Origin of the sequence: Curtobacterium sp. MCLR17_036, from assembly GCF_003234445.2 — a bacterium.
Lineage (GTDB): Bacteria > Actinomycetota > Actinomycetes > Actinomycetales > Microbacteriaceae > Curtobacterium.
This window is the reverse complement of record NZ_CP126269.1, coordinates 2,850,926-2,874,334: the sequence shown is the minus strand read 5'-3', so window position 1 is coordinate 2,874,334 and position 23,409 is coordinate 2,850,926. Positions and strand designations below refer to the sequence as shown.

At 72.4% G+C, this 23,409-nt stretch carries 21 protein-coding genes; 17 read left to right on the top strand and 4 right to left on the bottom strand.

All coding sequences use genetic code 11. The features are described from left to right. Window positions 1-253: 253 nt before the first annotated feature. Window positions 254-1,795 carry an MFS transporter gene (locus DEI99_RS13490; protein WP_071261900.1) on the bottom strand — a complete coding sequence of 514 codons (1,542 nt, stop codon included), beginning with the start codon at window positions 1,793-1,795 and terminating at the stop codon, window positions 254-256. A 168-nt stretch (window positions 1,796-1,963) separates the two neighbouring features. Here DEI99_RS13490 and DEI99_RS13485 point away from each other — a divergent pair, with 168 nt between their 5' ends. Then, entirely contained in the window at window positions 1,964-2,632 is a 669-nt protein-coding gene (locus tag DEI99_RS13485; RefSeq protein ID WP_071260539.1) for a TetR/AcrR family transcriptional regulator, read from the top strand. 259 nt (window positions 2,633-2,891) lie between these two features. Here the strand turns inward: DEI99_RS13485 and DEI99_RS13480 are convergent, their stop codons facing one another. Further along, the gene (locus DEI99_RS13480) at window positions 2,892-4,523 is read right to left on the bottom strand and encodes a dolichyl-phosphate-mannose--protein mannosyltransferase (RefSeq protein WP_111042092.1); all 1,632 of its coding nucleotides are present in this window, start codon (window positions 4,521-4,523) and stop codon (window positions 2,892-2,894) included. Window positions 4,524-4,588: 65 nt separating this feature from the next. On the opposite strand from DEI99_RS13480, the gene rsmI reads away from it, so the two are divergent. The 5 genes from rsmI (at window position 4,589) to DEI99_RS13455 (ending at window position 9,784) form a co-directional block, all read left to right on the top strand. Next, the gene (gene rsmI / locus DEI99_RS13475; RefSeq protein ID WP_071260544.1) at window positions 4,589-5,410 is read left to right on the top strand and encodes a 16S rRNA (cytidine(1402)-2'-O)-methyltransferase; all 822 of its coding nucleotides are present in this window, start codon (window positions 4,589-4,591) and stop codon (window positions 5,408-5,410) included. A gap of 122 nt (window positions 5,411-5,532) precedes the next feature. Beyond that, the gene (metG, locus tag DEI99_RS13470) at window positions 5,533-7,101 is read left to right on the top strand and encodes a methionine--tRNA ligase (protein ID WP_111042107.1); all 1,569 of its coding nucleotides are present in this window, start codon (window positions 5,533-5,535) and stop codon (window positions 7,099-7,101) included. Beyond that, window positions 7,098-8,030 (top strand): TatD family hydrolase, encoded by a 933-nt coding sequence (locus DEI99_RS13465; protein WP_111042093.1) that lies wholly within the window; start codon window positions 7,098-7,100, stop codon window positions 8,028-8,030. The genes metG and DEI99_RS13465 overlap by 4 nt, the downstream gene beginning before the upstream one ends. A gap of 2 nt (window positions 8,031-8,032) precedes the next feature. Next, window positions 8,033-8,884, top strand: a complete 852-nt coding sequence (gene rsmA / locus DEI99_RS13460; protein WP_111042094.1) for a 16S rRNA (adenine(1518)-N(6)/adenine(1519)-N(6))-dimethyltransferase RsmA — start codon at window positions 8,033-8,035, stop codon at window positions 8,882-8,884. Between the two features lie 555 nt (window positions 8,885-9,439). Beyond that, a complete protein-coding gene (locus tag DEI99_RS13455) occupies window positions 9,440-9,784 on the top strand; it encodes a hypothetical protein (protein WP_111042095.1) in 345 nt (114 codons plus the stop codon). Between the two features lie 147 nt (window positions 9,785-9,931). Here the strand turns inward: DEI99_RS13455 and DEI99_RS13450 are convergent, their stop codons facing one another. Beyond that, on the bottom strand, window positions 9,932-10,672 hold the full coding sequence (locus tag DEI99_RS13450; protein ID WP_071261917.1) for an SDR family oxidoreductase: 741 nt from the start codon (window positions 10,670-10,672) through the stop codon (window positions 9,932-9,934). 101 nt (window positions 10,673-10,773) lie between these two features. On the opposite strand from DEI99_RS13450, the gene DEI99_RS13445 reads away from it, so the two are divergent. From DEI99_RS13445 to DEI99_RS13425, 5 genes are all read left to right on the top strand, one after another. After that, on the top strand, window positions 10,774-11,616 hold the full coding sequence (locus DEI99_RS13445) for a helix-turn-helix transcriptional regulator (RefSeq protein WP_071260554.1): 843 nt from the start codon (window positions 10,774-10,776) through the stop codon (window positions 11,614-11,616). 258 nt (window positions 11,617-11,874) lie between these two features. Beyond that, window positions 11,875-12,873 carry an ATP-grasp domain-containing protein gene (locus DEI99_RS13440; RefSeq protein WP_111042096.1) on the top strand — a complete coding sequence of 333 codons (999 nt, stop codon included), beginning with the start codon at window positions 11,875-11,877 and terminating at the stop codon, window positions 12,871-12,873. Window positions 12,874-12,957: 84 nt separating this feature from the next. After that, window positions 12,958-13,998 (top strand): LLM class flavin-dependent oxidoreductase, encoded by a 1,041-nt coding sequence (locus DEI99_RS13435; RefSeq protein ID WP_111042097.1) that lies wholly within the window; start codon window positions 12,958-12,960, stop codon window positions 13,996-13,998. Then, window positions 13,995-15,299, top strand: a complete 1,305-nt coding sequence (locus tag DEI99_RS13430) for an O-acetylhomoserine aminocarboxypropyltransferase/cysteine synthase family protein (protein WP_111042098.1) — start codon at window positions 13,995-13,997, stop codon at window positions 15,297-15,299. The genes DEI99_RS13435 and DEI99_RS13430 overlap by 4 nt, the downstream gene beginning before the upstream one ends. A gap of 9 nt (window positions 15,300-15,308) precedes the next feature. Then, complete coding sequence (locus tag DEI99_RS13425; protein ID WP_111042099.1) at window positions 15,309-16,241, top strand: 4-(cytidine 5'-diphospho)-2-C-methyl-D-erythritol kinase; 933 nt, start codon at window positions 15,309-15,311, stop codon at window positions 16,239-16,241. A 15-nt stretch (window positions 16,242-16,256) separates the two neighbouring features. Here the strand turns inward: DEI99_RS13425 and DEI99_RS13420 are convergent, their stop codons facing one another. Then, window positions 16,257-17,909 (bottom strand): glycosyltransferase family 39 protein, encoded by a 1,653-nt coding sequence (locus tag DEI99_RS13420; protein ID WP_111042100.1) that lies wholly within the window; start codon window positions 17,907-17,909, stop codon window positions 16,257-16,259. Between the two features lie 94 nt (window positions 17,910-18,003). Between DEI99_RS13420 and DEI99_RS13415 the strand changes: the two genes are divergently transcribed. From DEI99_RS13415 to DEI99_RS13390, 6 genes are all read left to right on the top strand, one after another. Next, window positions 18,004-19,059: a HesA/MoeB/ThiF family protein gene (locus tag DEI99_RS13415; protein WP_181434476.1), complete on the top strand. Its 1,056-nt coding sequence runs from the start codon at window positions 18,004-18,006 to the stop codon at window positions 19,057-19,059. Window positions 19,060-19,120: 61 nt separating this feature from the next. Beyond that, window positions 19,121-19,537, top strand: a complete 417-nt coding sequence (locus DEI99_RS13410; protein ID WP_111042102.1) for a TOBE domain-containing protein — start codon at window positions 19,121-19,123, stop codon at window positions 19,535-19,537. Then, entirely contained in the window at window positions 19,534-20,340 is an 807-nt protein-coding gene (modA, locus tag DEI99_RS13405; protein WP_111042103.1) for a molybdate ABC transporter substrate-binding protein, read from the top strand. The genes DEI99_RS13410 and modA overlap by 4 nt, the downstream gene beginning before the upstream one ends. A gap of 3 nt (window positions 20,341-20,343) precedes the next feature. Continuing rightward, window positions 20,344-21,144, top strand: a complete 801-nt coding sequence (locus DEI99_RS13400) for an ABC transporter permease (protein ID WP_111042104.1) — start codon at window positions 20,344-20,346, stop codon at window positions 21,142-21,144. Continuing rightward, entirely contained in the window at window positions 21,141-22,166 is a 1,026-nt protein-coding gene (locus DEI99_RS13395; protein ID WP_258369452.1) for an ABC transporter ATP-binding protein, read from the top strand. The genes DEI99_RS13400 and DEI99_RS13395 overlap by 4 nt, the downstream gene beginning before the upstream one ends. Window positions 22,167-22,178: 12 nt before the next feature. Then, window positions 22,179-23,279: a calcium:cation antiporter gene (locus DEI99_RS13390; protein WP_111042105.1), complete on the top strand. Its 1,101-nt coding sequence runs from the start codon at window positions 22,179-22,181 to the stop codon at window positions 23,277-23,279. Window positions 23,280-23,409: the final 130 nt, after the last annotated feature.

Here is a 23,409-nt window from a genome sequence, read left to right as displayed (position 1 = left end):
CGCGGGTCCGCGACACGACACGAGTCGATCGACACGTGGTTCGTCGGAACGTGCACACACAGAGGTTGCGTGCGCACAGTCCGTCGGACCACGCGTCGTTCGACAGGTGCTTCGTCGCACCATGCGCACGCATGCGCTTGCCGCCCCGCCGCCCCGGCCGCACGATCAGCTGTCCGCCGCCTCGCCGCACGCACGACGGCCCGCCCCGGTCTCCCGGGACGGGCCGTCGCCGTCGTGTCGCCGCGGACCGGCGTCAGTGCGCCGCGGCGGGGATGCTCCCGGTCGTCGCGGACCCGGCGCGGGCGAGCCGCTCGAGTCGCACGGACTGGCGGTTGATGAGCAGGCCACCCGCGAGGGCGACGAGCACCAGCACACCGGCCGAGATCCCGAAGGCCACGTGGTAGCCGTCGAGCACGGCCTGGGCCTGCTGCAGCTTCGTCGGGGCGGCGTTCAGCCCGGACAGGCTGTTCGCGACGACGTCGGCGAAGATCGTCGAGAGCAGCGCCGTGCCGATCGAGCCGCCGATCTGCTGCATCGTGTTGACCGTGGCGGACGCGACGCCGGCGTCGGCGCGGGCGACCCCCGTCGTCGCGGTGTTCATCGCGGACGAGAAGATCGTGCCCATGCCGAGGCCGATCACGATGAGCGCCGGCAGGACGGTGCCCGCGTAGGAGCTGTCGAGGTCGGTGCGCAGCAGCAGGAGCAGCCCCGTCGCGGCGACCAGGCCGCCGGCGAAGATGAGCACCTTCGGCCCGACGCGCGGCAGCAGGCGGCCGCCGATCTGCGTCGCCGAGATCATGATCGACGCGGGCATCGGCAGGAACGCGAGACCGGTCTGCAGCGAGCTGAACCCGAGGGTCTGCTCCAGGTAGTAGGTCAGGAACAGGAAGATGCCGAACATGCCGATCGCGACGAGGCCGATGGCGATGAACGAGCCGCCGCGGTCGCGGTCGAGCACGACGCGCAGGGGGAGCAGCGGGTGGGCGACCCGGGTCTCGATGAGCACGAAGGCTGCGATCAGCAGGACACCGCCGGCGAGCATGACGATGGTGAGCGGGGCGTCCCAGCCGTTGGTCTCGGCGTTCGAGAAGCCGTAGACGACGCCGACCAGGCCGAGGGTGATGGTGAAGACGCCGGCGACGTCGATGCGGGGACGCTCGACCTTCGGCGGGCGCTCCATGAAGACGAGGGCGCCGATCACGCCGAGGACGGCGAAGACGACGTTGACGTAGAGGCACCAGCGCCACGACGCGTACTCGGTCAGGACGCCGCCGAGCAGCAGGCCGATGGCCGCACCCGAACCCGCGATCGAGCCGAAGATGCCGAACGCGCGGCCGCGTTCCTTCGGGTCGCGGAACGTCGTGGTGAGCATGCCGAGCGCCGACGGGGCGAGCAGCGCGCCGAACACGCCCTGCAGCGCGCGGGCGGCGACGAGCAGGCCGAACGAGTCGGCGAGGCCGCCGAGCACGGAGGCGAGTGCGAACCCGACGAGGCCGATGATGAACGTGTTCTTGCGCCCGAACAGGTCGCCGAGGCGTCCGCCGAGCAGCAGGAGCGACCCGAAGGCCAGTGAGTAGGCGGTGACGATCCACTGCCGCTGGTCGGTGCCGAAGTCGAGGTCGGCCTGGGCCGAGGGGAGCGCGATGTTCACGATCGTCGCGTCGAGCACGACCATGAGCTGGGCCAGGGCGATGACCGCCAGGGCGATCCAGCGGCGGCTGCTCTTGGCGGGGGTGGTGCCCGGAGTCGTGGGTGCTGCCCCGGTGGGGGTCGGCACGGTCTGTTCTGCCGTCACGGCAGCCTCCTTCATGAAGGTTGGAGGGGGACTCGGAGCGCGCACCGTCGGGCACTCCGAAAGGAGAAGGGTCGAACCGGATGCACTGCATCCGCTTGTGGCCAGTGTAGACCGAAACGGAGGGACCGCATCCACTTGTTCCCAGATAGTTCAACTAGGTTCGTCGTCGTGAGCACCACCGAGTCCGCGTCCGACCTCGAGCGACCGCTGCGCGCCGACGCCGCGCGCAACCGCGAGCTCATCCTGCAGACCGCGCGGAAGTGCTTCGCCGAGCGCGGGCTCTCGGTCACGCTGAACGACATCGCGCACGAGGCCGGCGTCGGCGTCGGGACGGTCTACCGCCGGTTCGCCGACAAGGACTCCCTGATCGAGGCGCTGCTCGCCACCAAGTTCGAGGCCATGAACGAGGCCGCCGCACGCGCCGCCGACGTCACCGACCCGCGCGAGGCACTCCGCGTGTACCTGATGGGCGTGTTCGAGTTCCGTGCGCGGGACCGAGCCCTCGCCGACGCCATCGTCCGCGCCGGCAAGGCCCGTCCGTCGATCGTGCTCGAGCGCGACCGGCTCGAGCGTCAGGTGGCGACGATCATCGGCCGCGCCGAGACCGCGGGCGTCGTCCGTGCCGGCTTCGACTACCGCGACCTGCCGATGCTCACGACGATGGTCGGCTCCGTCGCCGACGCGACCCGCGCCCACGACCCGAACGCCTGGCGACGGTACGCCGAGGTCATCATCGAGGGCGTGCTGCCCCGCGGCGGCACCGGTGCTGCCGAGCCGATGCTCGGTGCGCCCCTCGACCGCGAGTCGATCGAGCGCGCCCTGCACGCCCAGCCCTGACGCGACGACGCGACCGGGACGCGAGCGCGCAGACGCGCGAGCGCGCATCGCGGCGCGAGCACGGCCCTCGTGCCCTCGTGCCCTCCTGCCCGAACGAACGAACGGACGAACGGACGGGCAGGCGGACGGACCGGCAGGCGGACGGACGGATGGCCGGACGGACGGGAGGCACGTGCCGGCGCCGACCCGCGCCTCCCGTCCGACGGTCCGACGGTCCGACGGCCAGGGCGCGACCGGCGCGCCGGTCAGGACCCGCGCGCTACAGCCAGCTCGGCACCCAGTAGTGCGACCGGACGAAGTCCCACGGCACCTGCATCGCCGTCCACATCGGGTACCAGTAGACCGACGCCAGCACGACGATGCCCAGGTACACGCCCACCCACACGACCGCCCGGGTGCGTCGGCGTCGTGGATCGTCCCGCGAACCGAGGACCAGCGCGATCGCGGCGGCGAGCGCCGTCACCATGAAGGGCTCGAAGGCGATCGTGTAGAACTGGAAGACCGTCCGGTTCACGTACGCGAGCCACGGCAGGTAGCCGGCCGCGACCCCGAGCAGGACGAAGCCGTACTCCCAGCGGCGGCGCAGGACCCAGAGCACGAGCAGGGCCACCGTCGCGACGACCGACGCGTACCAGATGAACGGGTTCGCGATGCCGGTGATCGCCGCCCCGCACCGATCGACGACGCAGCCGTCCTGGCCGGCGGCCGTGCCGAGGTAGTACATCGAGGTGGGGCGCTGCATGACGAGCCAGAGCAGCGGGTTCGCCTGGTACGAGTGCGGGGTGTGCAGCCCGATGTTGAAGCCGTAGATCTCGGTCTGGTAGTGCCACCAGTTCTGCAGGCTGTCCGGCACCCAGGCGAGCACGCCGGTCCACCGCTCGCCGCCGCCGGCGATCCAGTTGCGGTCCCAGCCGTCCTTCGACAGGAACCAGCCGGTCCACGACGCCAGGTACGTCACCGCGGCGACCGGGACCGTGAGCAGGAACGACACCGGTGCCTGCTGCAGCAGCGCGCTGGACGACCAGAACGCCACCCCGGCACGACGTCGGGCCATCACGTCGCTCAGCACGGAGTACACGGCGAAGAACGCCAGGAAGTACAGACCGGACCACTTCGTGGCCGAGGCCAGCCCGAGCGCGAGTCCCATCGCGAACAGCCACGGTCGCCACCAGAGCACCGGGCCCCACAGGGTGTCGCGGCCGGCCGCGGCCCGCCGGGCGACCCACGCGTCGAGCTGCCGCTGGCTGCGCCGTCGGTCGAGCAGGAGCGCACCGAAACCCAGCACGACGAAGAACGTCACGATGCCGTCGAGCAGCGTGACCCGGGACATCACGATCGCCTGGCCGTCGATCGCGAGCAGGCCGCCGGCGAGCGTGCCGACCAGGGTCGAGCGGAACAGCGAGCGCGCGATCACCGCCGTGAGGAACACCGTCGCGATGCCGAGCACGGCGACGGCGAAGCGCCAGCCGAAGGCGTTGTCCGGGCCGAACAGCAGCATGCCGAGGCCGATGAGGTACTTGCCGAGCGGCGGGTGCGCGATGAACTCGGCGGCACTCGTGAAGATGTCCGTCTCGCCCCGGACGAACCGGTCGTCGGTCGTCGGGGCGTCGTCACCGGTCGGGTTCGCCGGCCAGGTGCCCTCGTAGCCGAGGTGCACGATCGACCAGCCGTCCTTGACGTAGTACGTCTCGTCGAACACCAGCGCGTGCGGGTTGCCGAGGTTCACCAGCCGCAGGAGGGCGGCGAGCAGCGTCACCGCGAGCGGCCCGGCCCAGCGCCACACGGCGATGCGCTGCGTGGTGGACAGCACCCGCCCCCACCAGTCGTCGAGGCGCGAGCCGACCGGCCCGTCGGGCACGGCCGTGCGGTCGTCGGTCAGCTCGCTGGTCATCGGAGAGCATCCTACGGAGCGACCGCGTGTCCCCGCTCGGACGGCCGTGCACCCACAATGGGTGGGTGATCGTCCTCGCAGCAACGCCCATCGGCAACCTCGGGGACGCCTCGCGCCGTCTCGTCGAGGCCCTCTCCAACGCCACGGTCGTCGCGGCGGAGGACACGAGGACCGCCATCCACCTCATGCGTGCCCTCGGCATCGAGAACCGTCCGCGGCTCATCGCCCTGCACGAGCACAACGAGCGGGCGAAGGCGTCCGAGGTCGTCGAGCTCGCGCGTGACGAGGACGTCGTGGTCCTCACCGACGCCGGCATGCCCGCGATCAGCGACCCCGGCTTCCCGCTCGTCGAGGCGGCAGCAGCGGCCGGGGTCACCGTCACGGCGCTGCCCGGGCCGTCGGCCGTGCTCATGGCGCTCGCCGTGTCCGGACTGCCCACCGACCGCTTCACGTTCGAGGGGTTCCCGACCCGCAAGGCCGGGGAGCGTCGCCGGGCGTTCCAGGCGCTCGCGGGGGAGCAGCGGACGATGGTGTTCTTCGAGTCGCCGCACCGGCTGGCGGAGACGCTGGCCGACATGGCCGTCGGGTTCGGCGGCGACCGCCGCGCCGCGGTCTGCCGTGAGCTCACGAAGCTCTACGAGGAGGTCCGTCGCGGCTCGCTCGACGAGCTCACCGCGTGGGCGTCCGACGGGGTCAAGGGCGAGATCTGCATCGTCGTCGCCGGAGCGGCCGAGGCCACCGAGGAAGCGACGCTCGACGACGGCGTGCGGCTCGTGCTCGAACGGGTGGCCGCCGGCATGCGCATGAAGGAGGCCGCGGCGGCGGTCGCGGACGCGACCGGGCTGTCGAAACGCGACCTGTACGAAGGTGCGCTGGCGGCGCGGTAGACGGCTGGGTCGTCCCGGACAGGAGGCGCGGGTCGGGCCCGCCACGGGCCTCCCGTCCGGTTCTCCACAGGTCGGGCGCGGGGCGCGTCATGCGGCTCGTGTGCGCCCGTAGGATGGTCGGCATGTCCGACGGGTCCTCGTTCAGCATCACCACGCCGATCTTCTACGTGAACGACGTGCCCCACATCGGGCACGCGTACACCGAGGTCGCCGCGGACGTCCTCGCACGCTGGCACCGGCAGCGCGGTGACGACACCTGGCTGCTCACCGGCACCGACGAGCACGGGCAGAAGATCCTGCGCACCGCCTCGGCGAACGACGTCACGCCGAAGGAGTGGGCGGACCGCCTGGTCAACGACGCCTGGAAGCCCCTGCTCGACACCGTCGACGTCGCGAACGACGACTTCATCCGCACCACCGACGAGCGGCACGAGCGCGGGGTGACGGCGTTCCTGCAGAAGCTGTACGACGACGGCTTCATCTACGCCGGCGAGTTCGAGGGCTTCTACTGCGTGGGCTGCGAGGAGTACAAGCAGCCGGGCGACCTCGTCGCCGGCACCGGCGCGTACGAGGGCCAGCAGGTCTGCGCGATCCACTCGATCCCGGTCGAGGTGCTGTCCGAGCGCAACTACTTCTTCCGGATGTCCGACTTCGAGCAGCGCCTGCTCGACCTGTACGAGTCGAACCCGCTGTTCATCCAGCCCGAGAGCGTCCGCAACGAGATCGTCTCGTTCGTCAAGCAGGGCCTGCGCGACCTGTCGATCTCGCGGTCGAGCTTCGACTGGGGCATCCAGATCCCGTGGGACAGCGACCACGTGCTGTACGTCTGGTTCGACGCCCTGCTCAACTACGTCACGGCGCTCGGCTACGGCACCGACGACGACGAGGCCTTCCGCCGCCTCTGGCCGAGCGTGCACATCGTGGGCAAGGACATCGCCCGCTTCCATGCCGTCATCTGGCCGGCGATGCTCATGGCCGCCGGTCTGCCGGTGCCGGAGCGCGTCTTCGGCCACGGCTGGCTGCTCGTCGGCGGCGAGAAGATGTCGAAGTCGAAGCTCACCGGCATCGCGCCGTCCGAGATCACCGACACGTTCGGCTCCGACGCGTTCCGCTACTACTTCCTGCGCGCCATCACCTTCGGGCAGGACGGCAACTTCAGCTGGGAGGACATCTCCGCCCGCTACCAGGCAGAGCTCGCCAACGGCTACGGCAACCTGGCGTCCCGACTCGTCGCGATGCTGCAGAAGTACCGCGACGGCGAGGTCCCGGCCCGCGGCGACCTGACCGGGTCCGACCAGGCGATCGACAGCGTGGCCGTGTCGGTCACGGAGCGTGCCGACGCCGCGATCGCCGCCTTCGCCCCGCACGAGGCGATCGCCGCCGTGTGGGAGCTCGTCGACGCCCTGAACGGGTACATCACCGAGCAGGCGCCGTGGGCCCTCGCCAAGGACGACGCGAACCGCGAGCGCCTCGACACCGTCCTGACGACCGCGCTCCGCGGCCTCGGCACCGTGACCGTCCTGCTGTCGCCGGTGATGCCGAAGGCCACCGAGAAGCTCTGGGCCGCGATCGGAGCCGGTGGATCCGTCGCCGAGCAGCGCGTCGACCGCGCCTACGAGTGGCAGGGTGCCTCGCACGTGGTGCCGCTCGAGAGCGGGCTGTTCCCGCGCATCGAGCAGGTCTCCCCGTGACCGACGCCGAGTCGCACGTCCGGTCCCGCGGCGACGGGTCGTCCGGTGGCTCGAAGCGCGACCTGACGTACCCGCCGCTGCCGCAGGCGCTCGTCGTGCCGGTGTACGACAACCACACCCACATGGAGATCGCCGACGGTGTCGGCGACGGCGGCGACGGTCCGCTCGACTACCGCGAGCACCTCGACCGCGCGTCGAGCGTCGGCGTCCGCGGTGTCGTGCAGGTCGGCACCGACCTCGCCACCTCGGAGTGGTCCGCGTCGATCGCCGCCCGTGAGCCCCGGGTCCTCGCAGCCGTGGCGCTGCACCCGAACGAAGCGCCGGTGCTGCAGGAACAGGGGCTGCTCGACGAGCACCTCGCCGGCATCGAACGGCTCGCGGCGCTGCCGCGGGTCAGGGCGATCGGTGAGACCGGCCTCGACTTCTTCCGCACCGGCGAGGACGGCCGCGACGCCCAGGTCCGCTCGTTCGAGGAGCACATCCGCATCGCGAAGGAGCACGACCTCGCGCTCACCATCCACGACCGCGACGCGCACGACGCCGTGGTCGAGGTCCTCGACCGGGTGGGTGCGCCCGAGCGCACCGTCTTCCACTGCTTCTCCGGCGGTCCCGACCTCGCCCGGCTCTGCGCCGAGCGCGGCTGGTACATGTCCTTCGCCGGCACCGTGACGTTCAAGAACGCGGCGCCGCTGCGCGAGGCCCTGCTGGCCGCACCGCGGCACCTGGTCATGATCGAGACGGACGCTCCGTTCCTGACGCCCACGCCGTACCGCGGTCGGCCGAACGCGCCGTACCTCGTCCCGCTCACCCTGCGGTCGATGGCGGAGACCCTCGGCACCGACGCCTCGATGCTCGCGGCGCAGATCGCCTCGAACACCGAGCTCGTCTACGGCGCGTGGGACGCCGAGCCCGTCACGGTGGACGAGTAGCCGTGGGCGCACTGCTCGGCCCGGCGGAGATCCGGGACCTCGCGGCCGAACTCGACGTCACCCCGACGAAGAAGCTCGGCCAGAACTTCGTGCACGACGCCAACACCGTCCGACGCATCGTGTCCGTCGCCGGCGTGACGCCGTCGGCCCGGGTGCTCGAGATCGGGCCGGGGCTCGGGTCGCTCACCCTCGGACTCACCGAGACCGGCGCACCCGTCACCGCCGTCGAGATCGACAAGCGCCTGGCCGCCAAGCTCCCCGCGACCGTCGCCGCCATGCAGCCGGACGCCACGCTGACCGTCGTCCAGCAGGACGCCATGACCGTCGCCGCGTCGGACCTCGACGTCGAGCCGACGCACCTGGTCGCGAACCTGCCCTACAACATCTCGGTCCCGGTGCTGCTGCACCTGCTCGCGACCTTCCCGTCGATCGAGCGGTCGCTCGTCATGGTGCAGGCCGAGGTCGGGTACCGGCTGGCAGCCGGCCCCGGCAGCAAGGTCTACGGGTCACCGAGCGTCAAGGCCGCCTGGTACGGCTCGTGGAGCACGGCCGGACTCGTCAGCCGCCAGGTCTTCTGGCCGGTGCCGAACGTCGACAGCGTCCTCGTCGCGTTCGACCGGCACGAGCCCCCGGGCGACGAGACCCTGCGGTCGCGGGTGTTCACGCTGGTGGACGCCGCGTTCCAGCAGCGACGCAAGATGCTGCGGCAGAGCCTGTCCGGCGTGCTCGGCGGCAGCGGTCCTGCCTCCGAGGTCCTGACGGCCGCGGGCATCGACCCGACCGCCAGGGGTGAGGCGATCGGGGTGGACGACTTCGTGCGGCTCGGGCGGACGGTCCTCGAGGCGGCAGAGTAGTCCGTCCCTCTTCCAGTCCGGCGACATACGGAATGTTTGGGCACGGCCGTTCGACCTCCTTACCGTTGAGCGCATCAACGGAGGAGACATCATGCGGCCCACTGACTTGCCTCGCCCCTCTCGAAGTGCCCTGACCGAGGAACAGATCGTCGAAGGTCGTCTCCGCGCGCTCCGGCGAGCGGAACCCGACGGAGTGCGTTCGTCGAGCGCGACCACAGCAGCCGAGCGCCAGGCGCTCTTCGCACGGACGCCACGGCCTGAAGGAACGTTCGAAGAGCGCCGCGAGCGTCGGCGGCGTGCGATGGAAGCGATCGATCCGGACTGCCGGGTCGTACCGATCGAGCGGTTGCACTGGGTGTCTTGACCGTGTTCGCGTCTCTCGGACCCGCTGACTTCGCCGAGCACCGGGTCTTGGAGTTCGACCGATGCTCTGGGCGACCCGCTGCAGTCCTCGTGGAGACGAGTTTCATCGAGTGCGTTCTCCACCGCGCGTAGCCACAACATGCCCGAGCCGCGGCGTTCTGGGACCATCTCGACCTGGCCGACACGAGCATCGTGTACAGCGGGTTCGCCGAGTTCGAGATCTTCGAATCAGCGCAACGCGAGGGACCGCAGGCGACACATCAGCACGGCACGGCCTGGCGGGACCTGCTGAGTTCGACCCAGATGCACTGGGCCAGTGTCGATGCGGTCGCCGATGATGTCCCGGACCTCATGGAAGCGTTCGGTCTGACCGCTGCGGGTGCCGTGCACGTCGCCACGGCCGAACACTGGGAGGTCGACGGCTTCGTGACCGTCGACCCCTCGTTCGCTGTGGTGGACAAGGCGCGCCTCCCGCTCATGATCGACGCTGCGGGAGCACAGCACGCGCGACAGCTGCGCATCGGTCGCGGCTCGTGACTCTCCGACAGCCGCACCGCCATCGACGCGAACCGGCCGGGCCCTGCACGACCACAGTGCGATCGAACCGCGTCGGTGCGCGGCGCCGGTGCACTCCGGTTGTGCGGGGCGACGCACGCGACGCGAGCGCCGCCCCGGGAACCCGAGTCAGTGCTCGCGGGACGCCATCATCTCGAGGATCTGCTGGTGGTTCCCGTTGCGCTCGGCGAAGCGCAGCGGCTGCACGTTCTGCACGAGGACCTCGGTCGCGTCGCCCGCGCGCAGGATCGCCATCACCTCGTCCGCGAACTCGTCGAGCGGCATGCCGCCGAAGTCCGCGCCGCCCATCAGGTCGGTCCGGACGGCGGGCGGTGCGAGCTCGAGCACCTCGACCGACGACCCGACGAGCTGCTGGCGGAGCGTCTGCGTGTAGGAGTGCACGGCGGCCTTCGTGGCGCTGTAGGTCGGGGTCGCGGTGAGCGGCACGAACGCCAGGCCCGACGAGACGGTCATGACGGTGGCGGTCGGCTGCTCGAGCAGGTGCGGCAGGAAGGCGTCGATGAGGCGGATGGTCCCGACCAGGTTGGTCTGGATCGTCTCGAGCGCGTCGCCGATGTGATCGGGGGAGCGCAGGTCCTCGTTGCGCATGATCCCCGACATGGTGACGAGCGCGTCCAACGACGGGTGGTCCGCGAGCACCGCAGCGGCAGCGGCCTCGATCGACGACGCGTCGGCGACGTCGATCTGGACGGTGCCGAAGCCGTGCTCGGCGGCGAGGGAGTCGAGGAGTTCCTGTCGGCGACCGCCGATGACGACGGTGCTGCCGTCGGCCTGCAGTCGCTGGGCGAGGGCGAGGCCGATGCCCGAGGTCGCGCCGGGGATGAAGACGGTGGAGTTCGTGGTGTCCATGACGACCACGATGCTCCGCGGCCGCTGCGCCATCCAGAGCGGGGTCATCGGGGGATCCGCGATCCCTGGCACGGCACGCGGTGCCGGACCATGATCGAGGCATGGACCGTGCCGCGCTCGCAGACTTCCTCCGCCGTCGCCGCGAGCTGCTGCGCCCGGAGGACGTCGGCCTCGGGCAGGGGCCGCGCCGTCGGACGCCGGGGCTCCGCCGCGAGGAGGTCGCCGCGCTCGCCGGCATGTCCGTCGACTACTACACGCGCCTCGAGCAGCAGCGCGGTCCGCAGCCCTCCGAGCAGATGATCGCGGCGATCGCGCGGGCGCTGCGCTGCAGCCTGGACGAGCGCGACCACCTGTTCCACCTGGCGGGGCAGAACGCACCGACCCGGATGCGCCGCGCCGACCACGTCGACCCGGCGATCCTGCGGGTGCTCGACCGGCTCGAGGACACCCCGGCGATCGTCGTGAGCCACCTCGGCGAGACCCTGGTGGAGAACCGGCTCGCGGCGGCGCTCCTCGGCACCTCGGTCGGACTACTGGGCAACGAGCGGTACCAGGCGTGGCGGTGGTTCGTGTCCGGCGGGGAGCGTGCGAAGTACGCACCGGAGCAGCACGAGCGGCTCGGACGGGTGGTGGTCGCCTCGTTGCGGGCCTCGGTCGGGCTCGCGGGGCCGGGCGACCGTCGGGCGACCGAGCTCATCGCGGAGCTGCAGGCCCGCAGTCCCGAGTTCCAGGAGATCTGGGCCATGCACGAGGTGGCGACGCGCTGGTCGGACAACAAGACGATCGTGCAGCCCGAACTCGGTCGGATCACCGTCGACTGCCAGGTGTTGCACACCGACGACCAGGCCCAGGCGCTCCTGCTGTTCACCGCGCCGCCCGGCACCGAGGACGCGCAGAAGCTCGAGCTCCTCGGTGTCGTCGGACAGCAGACCTTCGCCGGCTGACGGCGCGTCCACGGTGCTCGGCCGTACCGACGGCCCCCACGGCACCGGCAGAGCGACAGGCCTGCCGGAAGCTGCGCCGTCCGTACTGCGGAAGCGACAGTCTGCCGCGAACAGTCGGCGGCAGACTGTCGCTTTCGCGAACGGCGCCAGCGCCAGCTCAGCGCCAGCGCCACCCACGACCAGCACCACCGCACCCCGCACCGCAACGCCGCGTCACACACCTGGCAGCGTGCGGGTGACCGTGCCTAGGGTGGGGCCGTGAGCACTCCGCGCGTGTACGTCATCCACGAGAACCCCGAGTGGTTCCCGCCGCTCGCCGCCGCCTTCGAGGCCGAGGGCGTGCCGGTCGAGGAGATCCTGCTGACCGAGGGGCAGATCGACCTCGCAGCCGAGCCGGAGCCGGGCGTCTACTGGTCCCGCATGTCCGCGAGCTCCCACACCCGCGGCCACGAGCACAGCAAGGAGTACACCCGGGCGATCCTCGGCTGGCTCGAGCGCGCCGGCCGCCAGGTCGTGGGCGGCAGCCACGTGCTCGAGCTCGAGGTGTCGAAGGTCGCCCAGCACGGGCTCCTGCAGCAGGCCGGGTTCGACGTGCCCCGCACCACCGCCGTGTTCGGCACGACGACGCTCAAGAACGCCGCCCGCACCTTCACCGACGGGCAGGACGTCCCCTTCATCACGAAGCACAACCAGGGCGGCAAGGGCTTGGGCGTGCGGCGGTTCGACTCGCTCGCCGAGTTCGACGCCTACGTCGACAGCCCCGAGTTCGAGGCCCCGGTCGACGGCATCACCCTGCTGCAGGAGTACCTGACGGCTCGCGAGCCCTTCATCACCCGCGTCGAGTTCGTCGGCGGCGAGTTCGTGTACGCCGTCCGCGTCGACACGAGCGCCGGCAGCTTCGAGCTCTGCCCCGCCGACGCGTGCGAGGTGCCCCAGGTCATCGCCGGGGCCGTCTGCGACGTCCCCGGCACCGAGACCGCCGGGGCGCCCCCGGCGTTCAGCGTCCGCACCGAGGTCACCGCCGAGCACCCGCTGGTCCAGCAGCTCCGCACGTTCCTCGCCGACCAGCGCATCACCATCGCGGGCGTCGAGTTCATGGAGACGACGGACGGCCGCACCGTGGTCTACGACATCAACACGAACACGAACTACAACCCCGCGGTCGAGGAGTCCGCGCCGGCCTCCGGCCCGCGCTCCATCGCGCGGTACCTCGGTGGCCTGCTGGAGACGCAGTACGCGGCGCAGCTCACGGCCTGAGAACGCAAGACCCACCGGACCGGAGGCCCGTGGCGGGCCCGCCACGGGCCTCCAGTCCGCCTTCCCACACCCCAAGGAACCAACGTGCGATTCGGATACTGGACCCCGCTCTTCGGCGGCTGGCTGCGCAACGTCGACAACGAGAACATGCCGGTCACCTTCGACTACGTGAAGCGCCTGGCGCAGCGCGCCGAGCGGATCGGCTTCGACCTGACGCTCGTGCCGGAGCTCAACCTCAACGACATCAAGGGCACGGCGGCGCCCTCGCTCGAAGCATGGTCGCTCGCGGCGGCGATCGCGGCGACGACCGAGCGCCTCGAGATCATGGCGGCGATGCGTCCCGGGTACCACCTGCCCGCGGTGACGGCGAAGCAGGCGGCGACGATCGACGACATCTCGTGCGGCCGGTTCACCTTCAACGTCGTGAGCGCCTGGTGGGCGGAGGAGGCGAAGCAGTACGGCGGGATCTTCTCGGAGCACGACGACCGGTACAAGCGCACCGCGGAGTTCGTCGAGGTCATGAAGGGCCTGTGGCGCGAGACCCCGTACTCGTTCTCGGGCGAGTACTACGACATCGAGAACGCGCACCTCGAGCCGAAGCCCCGCGTGACGCCGCGCATCTACGCCGGTGGGGAGAGCGAGGCCGGCAAGGCCGCGATCACCGGGTACGCCGACGCCTACGTCACGCACGGAGGCACGGTCGAGGAGCTCCGCGCGAAGATCGCCGAGATGAAGCAGCGCCGCGTCGACGCCGACCTGCCGCCGTTCGAGGCGTTCGGCATGGCCGCGTACGTCATCGTGCGCGAGACCGAGGAAGAGGCGCAGGCCGAACTCGCCCGGATCACCGACGTGCAGCACGGCAGGGCGTACGAGTCGTACCAGGACTTCATCTCGAAGTCGCAGCTCGAGCACGTGCCCTCGCTCGAGGACTACTCGGTGTCGAACCGCGGCCTGCGCCCCGGGTTCGTCGGCACGCCGGCGCAGGTGGCGGCCCGCATCCGGGAGTTCGAGGACGCCGGGGTCGACACGCTCCTGCTGCAGTTCTCGCCGCAGCTCGAGGAGATGGACCGGTTCGGCGAGCAGGTCATCCCGCTCGTGCGTCAGACCGCCGGCGCCACGGCATGAGCACCGAGGACGACTGGGCGTTCGAGACCCGCCAGATCCGCGCCGGCTTCAAGGCCGACCCGGGCTGGGGCGCGAACGTGCCGCCGATCGCGCAGAGCGCCGCGTACGTGTACCCGTCGGGCGAGGACGCCGCGGCGCGCTTCATGCTCGACGCCCCGGGGCACACGTACTCGCGCGTGAACAACCCGTCGGCGGCGGCGCTCGAGCGTCGGATCGCCGACCTCGAGGGCGGGATCGGCGCGCTGGCGCTGGCGTCCGGACAGGCGGCGACGACGCTCGCGGTGCTCGGTGTCGCCCGCGCGGGCGACCACGTCGTGTCGAGCGCCTCGCTCTACGGCGCGACCTACACGCTGTTCGCGTCGACCCTGCGCGACCTCGGCATCACGTTCACGTTCGTGCAGGACCCGACCGACCTGTCCGAGTGGGCGGCGGCGGTCCGACCGGAGACGAAGGCCTTCTACGGCGAGTCGATCCCGAACCCCCGCGGTGACGTCCTGGACTTCGTCGGGGTGGCCGGGGTCGCGCACGAGGCCGGTGTGCCGCTCGTCGTCGACAACACCATCGCGACGCCGTACCTGGTACGCCCGATCGAGCACGGTGCCGACATCGTCGTGCACTCGGCGACGAAGTACCTGGCCGGGCACGGCAGTGCGATCGCCGGGCTCATCGTCGACAGCGGGAACTTCGACTGGGCGGCGCACGCCGAGCAGTACCCGCAGCTGGCCACGACCGAGCAGTCCGGGTTCGCGAACACGAACTTCGCCGACAAGTTCGGGCGACGGGCGTTCATCCAGCGCACCCGGTCGAAGCTCTCCGCCGACCTCGGGCCGGCCATCGCCCCGTTCAACGCGTTCCTGGTGCTGCAGGGCATCCAGACGCTGTCGCTCCGCATGGACCGGCACGTGTCGAACGCCGCCACGGTTGCGTCCTGGCTCGACGCGCACGACCAGGTCGAGCACGTGCACTACGCCGGACTGCCGGACTCGCCGTGGCACCACCTGCAGCAGCGGTACGTGCCGAAGGGGCCGTCGGCGGTCCTGGCGTTCGACCTGGCCGGTGGGGTCGCCGCCGGCCGGCGGTTCGTGGCGGCGCTCGAGCTGTTCGACCACGTGTCGAACCTCGGTGACGTCCGGTCGCTCGTCGTGCACCCGGCGTCGACGACGCACGTGCAGATGACGTCGGCGGAACGGGCCGCGGCCGGGGTGGGGGACGGGCTCATCCGCCTGTCGATCGGCCTCGAGCACATCGACGACATCACCGCCGACCTGGCCCGGGGCTTCACGGCAGCCGCAGCGGGATAGGTTGGGGGCATGACCACGTTGGCCGCCCCGACCCGCGTGCGGACGCGCGCCCCCGGCAAGATCAACGTGTTCCTGTCCGTCGGTGCGCTGCAGGACGACGGGTACCACGACGTCGCCACGGCGTACCAGGCGGTGTCCCTGTACGAGGACGTCACCGCCGAGCCCGCCGACGACTTCTCGGTCACCTTCACGGGGCCGATCGACACGAGCACCGTGCCGGTCGACGAGTCGAACCTGGCGATCCGCGCCGCCCGGCTCGTGGCCGACGCGGCCGGGCACCGCGGCGGCGTCCGGCTCACGATCGACAAGCAGGTGCCGGTCGCCGGCGGCATGGGCGGTGGCTCGGCGGACGCCGCGGCGACGCTGCTCGCCGTCGACACGCTCTGGGGCACCGCGCTCGGGCGCGAGGAGCTGCTCCGGCTCGCCGCGCAGCTCGGCGCCGACGTGCCCTTCGCCTTCGCCGGGGGCACCGCCGTCGGCACCGGCCGTGGTGACGAGCTGAGTCCGGCGCTGGCCAAGGGGGAGTTCCAGTGGGTCCTCGCCCTGAGCGACGACGGCCTGAGCACCCCGGCCGTCTACCGCGCGCTCGACGAACACCGGGAGCGGTACCGCGCGGACATCTCCCCGGCGCCGTCGCACCCCGTGGTCGAGGCGAACGTGCTGCAGGCCCTGCGCGCCGGCGACCCCGACCTGCTGGCCGACTGCGTGCACAACGACCTGCAGGCCCCGGCCATGCGGCTGCAGCCCCGGCTCGCGGCGACGCTCGAGCTCGGTGAGCGGTCCGGCGCGCTGGCGGGTCTGGTGTCGGGCAGCGGACCGACCGTGGCGTTCCTGGTCGGCGACCGCGACGCCGCCCTCGAGCTGCAGGTCGAGCTCAGCGCTGCCGGGCTCGTCGCCCTGCGTGCCACGGGCCCGGTGCACGGCGCCCGCGTCGTGCACTGACGACCGGCAGCAGCGTCAGCGGCTGTACTTCCAGATGATGACCGTGCCGGTGTGCCACCAGCGCACGACGTGGAAGCCCTGACCCTCGAGCGTCTCGGTCACCTGCGGGCGGATGTTGCGTGACTTGCCGCCGACGAAGAAGACCTCGTCGACGTCGTCGAGCCGCGCCGGGACGGTCGTCGCGACGTCGCCGTTGACGTCCCAGAGCTGGCCGCGCTCGGCGCCGGTCTGCGTCACGGCGAGGTCGCGCATGCCGGTGAACGCGTCGGGGTAGGTGTCGGAGATCACCTGCGTGGTCGTCGTCGGGTGGCCCCAGACGCTGCCGTGGATGATGCCGACGTCGCCGTCGGTGCCCCAGTTGCGCTCGCGGTCGACGATGGCGGCGGCGGTCGCCCAGTGCGAGTCCTGCTTGGCGTGCGGCAGGCGGACCTTCGTGCTCGTCGGCACGGAGACGAGCACCATCGCGACGACGGCGAGCGCGAGCCAGCGACGGGGCCGGATCGCGGTGATCGCGAGGCCGATGAGCAGGGCGACGAACGGCAGGCTCAGGCTCGCGTACTTCGGCGTGTACAGGTGCTCGCCCGCGGCGGTCGCCCCGACGAGCAGCGCGGTCGGCACGACGGTCAGCGGCACCGCGACACGGACCGCCTGCATGCGGAGCACATCGCGGGTGTCCGGGTGGGCAGCACGCACGGCCCGTGCGGCCATGACGACGCCGACGGTCATGAGCACCCAGGCGAGGGCCGCGTACGGCCACACCGTGCCGAACCAGGCGGTGGCCAGGACCTGCCGCGCGGTGGCCCAGCCGATGCCGGTGATCCAGCCGACCTGCTTCGTCTGCCCGGCGGCGAGCAACACGAAGGGCGAGACGGCGGCGGCGGCCGCGACCGAGGCGACGGCCCAGCGCACGACGACCCGTCGGTCGACCATGGCCGGTGCCACGCGACCGGTGCGCGCGGTCACCGCGGCGGTGCGGCGGGCGTCCCGGTCGGCGATCCCGGTCCACAGGAGCACGACGCCGTGCGCGACGACGGCGAGCGCGAGGTAGACGTTGAACAGCACGGACACGGCGGCGACCGCGCCGTAGGCGACCCACCACCGGGTGGCGTGCCGGCCGGAGCGGGTGCGCCGCACCGCGGTCAGCCCGACCAGGGTCAGCAGCACGGAGAGGGTCGTGACCGTGGCGTAGGGCCGACCCTCGGTGCCCGCCCACGCGACGCGGGGGAGTACGAGGAACACGAGCCCGGAGACGACGCCGAGCCGGACACCGCCGAGGCGACGGCCGAGGGCGACGACGAGTCCGGCGGCGACGCCGATCGCCAGCGCGCTCGGCAGCCGGAGCGTGAAGGGGGTGTAGCCGACGAGGGCGAACCACACGTGCACGAGCGCGTAGTACAGGCCGTGCACCGCGTCGACGTTCTGCAGCTCGGCCCAGAGCGCGGGCCAGCTGCGTTGCGCGCTCGTGACGGTGGCGGCCTCGTCGTACCAGACGGACGGCACCCAGGCGAAGGCCGCGGCCACCACGACACCGACGGCGCCGACGGTGAGCTCGGGGGTGCGCACGACGGCGTCGCGCCCTGCCAGGGCGAGGTCCCGCAGCCGTGCGCGCAGCGTCCGGGCCGACGACGTGTGTCGGACCGTGATGCTGCCGGTACGGGGGGAACTCACGACCGCGACGGTACCGACCTGCACTGGGCAACAGCAGAGTCCCGGACGAGGATGCTCACATGCGTCGGGGCGCCCGACGGGCGAGAATGACGGGATGGACCCCCTCGTCGAGCCCGCCGCCCCGCTGTCGCCGTGGCGCACCCGGCTCGGGTCGCGGACGGCCGCCCTCGCCGACGTCGGCACGACCGGCCTCCGACGCCTGGCCGCTTCACGCGTCCTGGTGGTCGGGGCCGGGGGACTCGGGGCACCGGTGGTCGCCTACCTGGCGGGCGTCGGGCGGCTCACGGTCGTCGACCCGGACGTCGTGGACGCCTCGAACCTGGCGCGGCAGACGCTGTTCACGGCGGCCGACGTCGGGTCGCCGAAGGCCGAGGTCGCCGTCGCCCGTGCCCGTGCCGTCGACCCGGAGGTCGAGGCCGTCGCGGTGGTGGGACGGTTCACCGCCGACCTCGTCGCCGGCCACGACGTCGTGGTCGACGCCGCCGACTCCGTCCTGGTCACCCGGGCCGTGTCCGACGCCTGCTCGGCCGCCGGGGTGCCGTTCGTCTGGGGCACGGTGCTCGGGCAGGACGGCCAGGTCAGCGTCTTCCACGACGCCGGACCGGACGCCGTGGACTTCCACGACCTGCACCCGGACGCCCTGCCCGACGAGGGCTCCTGCGCGCTCGACGGCGTCGTCCCGGCGCTCTGCGGAGCGGTCGGTTCGGTGATGGCGGGGCAGGTCACGGCACTCGTCACGGGGTCCGGGGACCCGCTGCTCGGCCGGGTCCTGACCGTCGACGCCCGGCGCTGGCACTGGACCGAGAGCCCCGTCCGGCGCGGGCCCGCGTCGCGCCGCGCCGCTCCTGCGACGGAGCCGTCCGTGTCCCGGATCGCGCCGGCCGCGCTCGCCGCGCGGCTCGCCGACCCGCAGGACGGCGTCGTCGTCGTCGACGTCCGCACCGCCGCCGAGCGCGCCGAGGGCGTCGTCGCCGGTGCCGTCACCGACGACACCGACGCGACGGACGTGGTCGTGTACTGCGCCCGGGGTCCGCGTGCGGTCGCGTGGGCTGCGGCGCAGCCGGCCTGGAGGCACGTGGCGGTCCTCGACGGCGGGTTCGAGGCCTGGCGTCGCGAGGGGCAGCACGTGGCGCACGAGCACACGCCCTGACCCAGGGCGGTCGCCATCACCACACCTGATCATCCGCAGGTGCGGCTATGATCGGGGCATCATGACGCAACTGCGGATCAGGGATGCGGCCGTCTTCCTCGGGGTGAGCGACGACACCGTCCGGCGGCTCGTCGACGGTGGGACCCTCACCCGTGCGGTCGACGACGCCGGACGTGCGGTCGTCGACGGTCGCGAGGTCGCCGAGCACGCCCGCGCCCGGAGCACCGAGCTCGCCGACCCGGCCACCGGTGTGCGGAGCTCGGCGCGCAACCGCTTCGTCGGTATCGTCACCGACCTGGTCGTCGACACGGTGATGGCGCAGGTCGAGCTGCAGTGCGGTCCGCACCGCGTCGTCTCGCTCATGAGCGCCGAGGCGGTGCGCGACCTCGGGCTCGAGGTCGGGTCCGTCGCCGTGGCGTCCGTCAAGGCCACGATGGTCGCCGTCGAGGCACCCACCGCCCAGGAGGACCCCCGATGACCGTTCGTCGTTCCGTGGTGGCCGCACTCGTCGCGGTCGCCGCCCTCGCACTGACCGCCTGCTCCGGCACGGACGCGCCGGTCGGCTCGTCGTCGCAGTCCGGTTCGTCGGACCCCGAGCCGGACGTGTCCGGGTCGATCACCGTCTTCGCGGCGGCGTCGCTCCAGCAGACCTTCACCACGCTCGGCGAGCAGTTCGAGACCGCGCACCCCGGTGCGTCCGTCGAGTTCTCGTTCGCCGGGTCGAGCGACCTCGTCACCCAGATCGAGAACGGCGCCCCGGCCGACGTGTTCGCCGCCGCGGACGAGGCGAACATGGCGAAGCTGTCGGCGACCGACCTGGCGAGCGGCTGGCCGCGCGACTTCGCCACGAACACGCTCGAGATCGCGGTGGCCCCGGGCAACCCGGAGGGCATCACGAGCCTCGACGACCTGACCGGCTCCGACGTGCAGCTCGTCACCTGCGCTGCCCCGGTGCCGTGCGGTGCCGCGACGGCGAAGGTGGAGTCCGCCGCGGGCGTCGACCTGCACCCCGTCAGCGAGGAGCAGTCCGTCACCGACGTGCTCGGCAAGGTCGAGTCCGGGCAGGCCGACGCCGGACTCGTCTACGTCACCGACGTGCAGGGCGCCGGCGGGAAGGTGGACGGCGTGCCGTTCGACGAGTCGAGCGAGGCCGTCAACACGTACCCGATCGGCGTGCTCCGCGAGTCCGAGGACCCGGAGCTCGCGCAGGCGTTCGCCGAGTACGTCCGCTCCGCGGCCGGCCAGCAGGTGCTCACCGCCGCCGGCTTCGGGAAGCCGTGAGCCGTGGCCTCGCGGGCTGACGGACGGCCGCCGATCGCGTGGTGGCTGCCGCTGCCCGCGGTGCTCGGCGGCCTGTTCGTCGTCGTGCCCGTGCTCGCGATGGCCGGACGGGTCGACTGGGCCGCGTTCCCGGCGCTCGTGACGGCTCCGGCGTCGCGCACCGCGCTCGGCCTGAGCCTCGGCACCGCGTTCGCCGCCACCGGGGTCGCGTTCGTGCTCGGCTACCCGCTCGCCGTGCTCTTCGCACGGTCCCGCTCGCGGTGGGTGGGCGTCGCCCGTGCGGTCGTCCTGCTGCCCCTCGTGCTGCCGCCCGTGGTCGGGGGGCTCGCGCTCCTGGCGGCGTTCGGGCGGCTCGGGGTGCTCGGGGCGTTCCTCGACGACCACGGGCTGCACATCGCGTTCACCACCACGGCCGTCGTCATCGCGCAGACCTTCGTCGCGATGCCGTTCCTGGTGTCCTCGGTCGAGGGTGCCCTGCGGGTCGAGGGCGACCGGTACGAGCGGGTCGCCGCGACCCTCGGCGCCGGACCGACCCGGGTGCTCCTGACGGTCACGACGCCGCGGGTGCTGCCCGGCATCCTGTCCGGACTGGTGCTCTGCTTCGCCCGCGCACTCGGCGAGTTCGGCGCGACCCTGACCTTCGCCGGCAGCCTGCAGGGCGTCACGAGGACCCTGCCCCTGGAGATCTACCTGCAGCGCGAGGTCGGCCCGGACACCGCCGTGGCCCTGGCGATCGTGCTCGTCGTGGTCGCCGTCGTGGTCATCGGCGCGTCGTCGCTCCGCACCCGGGCGGTGGCGGCGTGACCGGGCTGCGGGCGCGGGTGGTGGTCCGGCGGCGCGACGTCGACGTCACGCTCGAGGTCGGCGCGGACGAGTGCGTCGCGGTGATCGGGCCGAACGGCTCGGGCAAGTCGACCGTCGTCGAGGCCCTGGCCGGACTGCTGCCGATCGACGACGGCCACGTCGAGCTCGGCGGCGCCCGGGTGTCCGACGGCCGCCGCACCGTGCCGCCGCACCGCCGCCGGGTCGGCCTCGTCGCCCAGCGGCCGGACCTGTTCCCGTTCCTCGACGTGCTCCGGAACGTCGCCTTCGGACCTCGCGCCACCGGTGCCGGTCGGGCCGCCGCCGACGACCGAGCACGACGGGCCCTCGCCGCGGTCGGCGCCGAGGCACTGGGCGACCGGGCACCGGGCACGCTGTCCGGCGGGCAGGCGCAGCGGGTCGCCGTCGCGCGGGCCCTCGCCACCGACCCGGCCGTGCTGCTGCTCGACGAACCGACCTCCGCCCTCGACGTCGCCGCGCGCGACGAGGTCCGGTCGGCCGTCCGGACCGCCGTCGCCGGTCGGTCGAGCGTGCTCGTGACGCACGACCCCGTCGAGGTCGTCGCCCTGGCCGACCGCGTCGTCGTGCTCGAGCACGGTCGGGTCGTGGAACAGGGCGACCCGACCGCCGTCCTCGGCCGGCCGACGAGCGCGTTCGCGGCGGCGTTCTCCGGGCTCGCGCTCGTGCGCGGGATCGCCACCGGGGGTGGGATCGCACCCGACGGCGGTGGCGAGCTGGCGTCGGCGACGCACGCCGTGCCTCCCGGCCGGCCCGCCCTGGCCGCGTACCACCCGACGGCCGCCGTCCTGACGCGGGACGGCGCCGGAGCGGTGCGTACCGTGACGGCGCTCGAACCGCGCGACGGCCTGGTGCGGGTGCGGGCCGGCGACCTGCTCGCCGACCTGACCCTGGCGCGGGTCTCGGCGCTCGGACTGCGCGTCGGCGACCCGGTCCGCCTCGAGGTGCCCGCCGCCGAACTGACCGTGTACCCGCCGGGCCGTTGAGACAATGGTCCGATGACCTCCTGGTTCCCCAGGGTGTGGCCCGTGGCCACCCCGCTGCTCGCCGCCGTCGTGCTCGCGTTCTCGTACGGGCGCTACGGGCTCGGCACCGCGGTGGTCGTCGTCGTGGCCGTCGTCCTGGCGGCCACGATCCTGGCGGCCGTGCACCACGCCGAGGTCGTCGCCCACCGGGTCGGGGAGCCGTTCGGCTCGCTCGTGCTCGCCGTCGCGGTGACCGTCATCGAGGTCGCGCTCATCATCTCGCTGTCGAGCTCCGGCGGGGCGCAGGCCGAGACGCTCGCGCGGGACACGGTGTTCTCGGCGGTGATGATCACGATGAACGGCCTGGTCGGGCTCGCGATCCTGATCGGGACCCTGCGGCACAACACCGTCCGGTTCAACCAGGAGGGCGCGAGCGCCGCGACCATGACCGTCGCCGCGCTGGCCGTGCTGACCCTCGTGCTGCCGACGTTCACCACCGGCACCGACGACGCGTCGTTCACCGGCACGCAGCTGGTCTTCGTGGCCGTGGCGTCGCTCGTGCTCTACGGGCTGTTCGTCGTGACGCAGACGGTGGCCCACCGGGACTTCTTCCTGCCGGTGAACCGTGCCGGCGGGGTCCTGGAGGAGTCCGAGGACGCCCATGCCGCACGACCCACGGGTCGGGCCACCCTGGTGTCGCTCGGGCTGCTCGTCGTCGCGCTCGTCGCCGTGGTCGGGCTCGCCAAGGTGGAGTCGCCCGCGATCGAGGCCGGCGTCGCCGCGGTCGGGTTCCCGCCGTCGTTCGTCGGCGTCGTGATCGCGCTGCTCATCCTGCTGCCCGAGGGCATCGCCGCGTCGAAGGCCGCCGCCCGCAACCGGATCCAGACGAGCCTGAACCTGGCGATGGGGTCCGCGATGGCCTCGATCGGTCTGACGATCCCCTCGATCGCGGTCGCCTCGCTGTTCATGCCGGGGACGCTGCTGCTCGGCCTCGGCTCGTCGCAGATCGTGCTCCTGGCGCTGACGATCATCGCCGCGGTGCTCACCGTGCTCCCCGGCCGCGCGACCCGCCTGCAGGGCGGCGTGCACCTGGTGATCTTCGCGGCGTTCATCGTGCTGTCGGTGTCGCCGTAGGGGGCGGTGGGGCTGGGGCTGGGGGCTGTTTCGCGCGTAGGGGGTCGTTCCGCGCGTGGTGAGCAGGTTCGCGCGTAGGAGGGAGTTCTTTCCTGCCGACGACGCGCGGAACTGCTTCCCATTCCAGGCG